This is a genomic window from Protofrankia sp. CiP1_Cm_nod2 (assembly GCF_920664355.1).
Lineage (GTDB): Bacteria > Actinomycetota > Actinomycetes > Frankiales > Frankiaceae > Protofrankia.
Map to the genome: position 1 here is coordinate 1,010 of NZ_CAKKTL010000025.1, position 5,490 is coordinate 6,499.

The 5,490-nt window shown below is 76.2% G+C and carries 3 protein-coding genes and 1 pseudogene; 2 read left to right on the top strand and 2 right to left on the bottom strand.

The features are described 5' to 3' along the window. Nucleotides 1-730: pseudogene (locus NBW84_RS04585) on the top strand (glycosyltransferase); the annotation flags it as partial. Here NBW84_RS04585 and NBW84_RS04590 read toward each other — a convergent pair. Next, nucleotides 688-2,613, bottom strand: a complete 1,926-nt coding sequence (locus NBW84_RS04590) for a glycosyltransferase family 39 protein (protein ID WP_250282005.1) — start codon at nucleotides 2,611-2,613, stop codon at nucleotides 688-690. The pseudogene NBW84_RS04585 and the gene NBW84_RS04590 overlap by 43 nt on opposite strands. Next, the gene (locus NBW84_RS04595; protein WP_250282008.1) at nucleotides 2,610-4,889 is read right to left on the bottom strand and encodes an AAA family ATPase; all 2,280 of its coding nucleotides are present in this window, start codon (nucleotides 4,887-4,889) and stop codon (nucleotides 2,610-2,612) included. Before NBW84_RS04595 ends, NBW84_RS04590 begins: the two co-directional genes overlap by 4 nt. A gap of 431 nt (nucleotides 4,890-5,320) precedes the next feature. Between NBW84_RS04595 and NBW84_RS04600 the strand changes: the two genes are divergently transcribed. Beyond that, nucleotides 5,321-5,490: undecaprenyl-diphosphate phosphatase (locus NBW84_RS04600; RefSeq protein WP_445548638.1), on the top strand; the 170-nt coding region annotated here is incomplete at its 3' end.

The window sequence follows — 5,490 nt, forward strand, 5'->3', positions numbered from 1 at the left end:
CGTCCCGGCGGCGCTGCCGCTGATGGTGCTCGTCATCCCCGGCGCCATGTACGCGCTGCAGCAGTCCTGGACCGAGCCGCTGCTCATCGCCTGCCTGGCCGGGATGGTGTGGGCGGTGCGCGCGGGCCGGCCGGGCTGGGCGGCCGTCGCGTTCGCCCTCGCCCTGGCCAGCAAGCAGCATCTGGTGCTGCTGGCCCCGGTCGCGGCGATGTGGCCGGCGTTCGGGCCCCGGCGGGTGCTCGTGGCGGCCGGCGCCGCCGCCGCGCTGGTGGCCCCCTGGGTGCTGGCCGGGCCGGCGGACTTCTGGGCGGACGCGGTGACGACCAACCTGGGCTACCCCGTCCGGGGTGACTCGCTGTCCATCCCCGGCGTGCTGGCTCACGCCGGGGTCACGGCCGGGTTCGCCCCGATGCTGCTCGCGCTGGCCGGCGCCTACCTGCTGGCCTGGCGGGTGCGCGCGGACGCGGCCGGGTTCTGCCTGGGCGCCGCCGTGGTGCTGCTGACCCTCGACGTCATGAACAAGCAGTCGTACTTCAACCACTACACGCTGCCGATGGCGCTGCTGGTGATGACGGTGAGCTGCCAGCGGCCGGGCCGCGGGCCGTCGCCGACGTCGTCGCCGCCGCTGCCGACAGCGACGTCGGCGGCGGCCCGGCCGGGTGGCTGCCGGCAGCGGCGGCCTGCCCGTCAGCGCAGGGTGGAGAAGCGTTCCAGCGAGGCACCCTCGTAGACCATGCGGCGGTCGACCTGGAAGGTGCGGTCGCGCAGGGCGGCCAGCTGGTCGGAGACGACCGCGCAGGCCCCCTCCAGGGTCTTGTAGCCGTCCGCCCGGACCAGGAACACCGCGTGCCCCGGCCCGGCCATCGCGTTCACCCGGGCGGCGAAGTCGGCGCCGGAGGCCCGTCGCATCCGTTCCGCGTAGTCGACCCAGTCGACCAGCGCCGGCCCGCTGGTGTCGGCGTAGACGATCTGCCGGACGTCGAGGCCGCCGCGGCGCTCGATCGCCCGGTACACCGCCGGGCCCAGCTGGTCGGGGCAGTAGGCGACCACGTCACCCGGCCGGGCCAGCGCCGCGATCCGGTTCGCGATCTCCCCGCTCTGGGTGCGTTCCTGCCGGGCCATGTGCCAGCCGCCGAACAGCCCGGTCACGCAGACGATGACCAGCAGCGTGACGTGCGCCCGGCCGGGCAGCAGGCCGATGCCGAGCGCGGCGAGCAGCAGGCAGGCCGGCAGCGAGATCCCGGTGTAACGCTCCGTATAGGCACTGCCGCCGGTGGTGTTGACCAGGTAGGCGAGAGCGAGCGGGAGGAGCCACACCGCGACCAGGTAGCGGCCGGGCACCCGCCCGGTCGGGACGATGTGCAGCCCGTCGTCCTGCGGGCGCCCGGTCAGGCCGAGCAGGGCCGCGGCGAGCAGGACCACCCCGAGCAGCGCGCCGGTCGAGGTCGGGCCGGCCCAGTCGAACACCGTGTCCAGCAGCACCTGCGCCTGCACCCGGGCCGCCCACGGCGTGCCCGTGTGCAGCATCTGGAACAGGAAGGACGGCATCCACGGCGCGAACACCACCGCCGAGGCGAGCATCGCCGCCAGCGCCGACAGCGCCGGGCGGCGGTAGTTCGCCCGGCGCAGCGCCTGCAGCGCGAGGAAGACCGCGACCGTGGTGAGCAGCAGGAACGTCCAGTAGTGGGTGTAGACCAGCGCCGAGGTGGCCACGGTGAGCACCACCAGCCGGCGGCGGGACGGCCGCTCCAGCGCCCGCACCAGGGCCAGCCCGAACAGCAGGACCAGCAGGACGACCAGCGAGTACATCCTGGTCTCGCTGCCGTAGCGGATCGCGTACGGCGAGCAGGCGAACAGCAGCAGGGCGGCGAGGCCCGCCCGGCGCGGGGTGTCGGCGTCACCGCTGCCGAACGTCACCGCGATCCGCCCGACCCGGCGGCCGGCGATCCAGGCGACCGGCAGGGTGACCAGCGACAGGATGCCCGACAGCGCACGGACGGCGACGTCACCCGTCCCGAACATCGAGATCCACACGTGCAGCGACAGGTAGTACAACGGCGGTGAGCCGTCCCGCCGCAGCGCGTCGAGCAGGCCGCCGACCGGCCTGCGGGCGATCTCCACCGTCAGCGACTCGTCCAGCCAGAGATGGCTCGGGGTCGCGAAGCGGGCGATGGCCCCGATCACGATCGCGGCGATGGTGCCGACGACCAGCAGCCGGCGCAGCCAGCGCTCCCCGTGCGCCACCCAGTCGGGCGTGGCCGGCGGCCGCTCGGCCTCGCCGGGAACGGCCGCCGACGGGACGCGCGCCGCCTCCGGGCGGGACGCCACCGCTGTCGGTGCCGCCACCGCTGTCGGTGCTGTCGGTGCCACCGCCGGTGCCGCGCTCGACGCCACCGCCGTTTCCAGCCCTACCGCCGGTGGAGACGCCGGCGCGGCCGGCACCGCTGCCGGCGCGGGGGGCGCCGACGCGGGCGGATCCGCCACCGGGCTCCCGGAAAAGTCGGCACTCACCAGCGAGACGGTACTCACAGTGCCGGCCTGCCGATCGTCGGTGCCGGCCGGTTGATCGGCCACGGCCCGCACGGGGGCGGGGGAAAGCTCGGATGGGCTCATGATCCGTCCTGCCGTCCCTCCTCGTCGGCCGCCTCAGGCTGGACCTCCTGGGCGAGCAGGACCGGCAGCAGGGTGGCGCGCTGCCGGCCACCGGCGCTGTGTACCGCGGCCCGCAGCGCCGGGCCGTTGACGGACACCACCGACAGGTGCCGCCGCGCCCGGGTCAACGCGGTGTAGATCAGCGGACGGGTCAGCATCCGGCCCGCCTCCGGGGGGAACACGGCCACCACCGCCGGCCACTCGCTGCCCTGGGCCCGGTGGACCGTGACCGCCCAGCCGTGCCGCAGGTCCCCGACGATCCCGCCCGGGACCACCACGTCCCCGCCGGGGAACGCCACCGTGAGCGCGCCCTTGTCACCGGTCGCGGTCACCACGCCGATCTCGCCGTTGGCGAACCCGTCGTCGAGATGGTTCGCGGTGGCCACCACCCGGTCCCCGACGTCGAACCCGCCGGCCGCCCCGGCACCGGGGTTGAGCGCCTGCTTGAGCGCGGCGTTGAGCGCCTGCGTCCCCGCGGGGCCGCCGTGGACGGGGGTCACCACCTGGATGTCCGCGACCGGGATGCCCAGCGCCCGCGGGATGGAGCCGGTGACCAGCTGGACGACCCGGTGTGCCGCCTCGCCCGAGCCGCGGGTGGGCACCACGACCACCTCGCGGTCCGGCCCGGACGGGGGCGGGGGCAGCTCGCCGGCGCGCACGGCCGTCGCCAGCGTCGCGATCCCGCCGCCCTCGGACTGCCGGTAGAGGCGCCGCAGCTCGGTCACGGGCACCACCCCGGCCGCCAGCAGGTCGGCCAGCACCCGGCCCGGGCCGATGCTGGGCAGCTGCGCCGGGTCCCCGACGAGCAGCAGATGGGTGCCGTCCGCGCAGGCGTCGACAAGGGCCGCGGCGAGCTCGGCGTCGAGCATGGACACCTCGTCGACCACGACGAGGTCCGCCTCGACCGGGTTGTCGGCGTCGCGCGCGAAGGTCCCGGAGGTGCCCTGCGCCTGCAGCAGCCGGTGCAGCGTGCTCGCCGGCCACTCGCACAGCTCCTCCAGCCGCTTGGCGGCCCGGCCGGTCGGGGCCGCCAGGGCCACCTGCGCGCCGGCGGCGCGGGCGAGCCGCACAACCGCGGCGACCGTCCGGCTCTTGCCCGTCCCCGGACCGCCGGTGAGCAGGCTCACACCGGCGTCGAGGGCGGTGCGGGCGGCGCGCAGCTGGGTCTCGTCCAGGCCGGCCAGGACGGCGGCGAGGCCCTCGTCCGCCTCATCCGCCTCGTCGTCCTCGTCCGCCCCGTCGTTCCCGTCCGCGTCCGCTGCCGGGGCCGCTTCCCTGGCGGCGGCGTCCGCGGGGCCGCCCGGCTCCGCGCCGTCCGCGCTCTCCCCGGGGCCGGGGGCGTCGATGTCGTCCAGGGCGTCGAACATGCCAGGAAGATCGTCATCGTTCTCGCCGGCGGCCGGTGGGCGTGCCGGTGCCGTGCCCGTCGTGGCCGTTGTGGCCGTTGTGGCCGGCCGGGGGCGGGCGGATCCGGGGCGCAGCGGCTCGGCGAGGGCCAGCAGCCGCGCGATCCCTTCGGCCAGGGTCTGTTCCGCCGTGGCGTACCGCTCGAGCGCGGCCAGCCTGCCGGTGATGACCACCTGGCCGTCCTCGACCGCGCTGCCCAGCGCCGCCGCCGGGTCCACGACCCCGTCACGGGCGGCGGCCCGCAGCAGCGGGTCCACCTCCGCCGCGGTGTCCCCGAAGCGGGACGCGGCGCGGCGCAGCAGGTGGGCGACCACCGCGGGGCCGCGCCGGTCGTCGTCACGGCCCGCGCCCATGGCCCGGGCCAGCCGGTCGGCCTGGGTGAGCTCCGCCTCGCCCGCGGCGAGCAGCGCCCACGGGTCGGCACGCAGGGCGTCGGCCACTCCCGGCCCGAGCTCGTCGACCAGCCGGCGGACCAGGCGGACCGGCAGGTCGGCCAGGATGAGCAGCTCGGCCGCGGCAAAGGCGCCCCCGGCGGCGGCGAAGGACTCCACCAGCCGCCGGGCCCGCGCGGGAGGGACCCCCGGGACGGTCGCCAGCCGGGCCGCGTCCACGTCGGACGGGGCGCGGATCCCGGCGTCGGGCAGGCGGGCCGCGATCGTCCGGCCGAGCCCCGGCCACAGCCCGGCGGCGCAGAAGGCGGTGAACACCACAGCGGGATCGACGCCCGGGCCGACGGCCGCGGCGGCCGTCGCGCCCACCGGGCCGTCCGCTGGCGCCCCGTCGCTGACCAGGCTGGGGGGCTCGTCGGTGGAGATGGTCTCGGCCGGCATGCCGGCAGTCTAGAGCGGCCGTCGGACCGGCCGTTGCGCGCCGAATCCCGACGTGCCACCAGTAGTTACCGACGGTGACGTCCGGTGCGGAAGCGACCGGCGATCGACGCGGGAGCGACGGGGGATCGACGGGGGATCCACAGACGATCAGTGGAACAGCGGCTCCCGCCCTCCGGGGAGCCTCGGGCGAGGGCCCGCGGGCGGGGGCCGCTAAGGTCGATGCGACCCGGCGGGCCCCGCCACGGCGGATCCGGGGCGGCCGGGCGCACGGCGTCCGGCCGGTTACCCTGAGCAGGTCTCCCGGTGGCGGCTCGTATCCCGATCATCGACACCGCCCCTGTCGTGCCGATCGCGGTGACAGCGGCCACGTCCAGCATTGATCATGCAATGCCACGTACGCCATACGCAGAGCCACACAGAGGGGGCCGGGAGTGAACGCCCTGGAAGCAGTCGTGCTGGGCACCGTGCAGGGGCTGACGGAGTTCCTGCCGATCTCCAGTACGGCGCACCTGCGGATCGTCCCGGCGTTCTTCGACTGGGAGGATCCCGGCGCGGCGTTCACCGCGGTCACCCAGCTCGGGACCATGGCCGCGGTCCTGAT

Excerpts from the sequence above, each read along its gene's own strand:
- NBW84_RS04590 (WP_250282005.1), bottom strand. The coding sequence starts at position 2,613 with ATGAGCCCATCCGAGCTTTCCCCCGCCCCCGTGCGGGCCGTGGCCGAT.
- NBW84_RS04595 (WP_250282008.1), bottom strand. The coding sequence starts at position 4,889 with ATGCCGGCCGAGACCATCTCCACCGACGAGCCCCCCAGCCTGGTCAGC.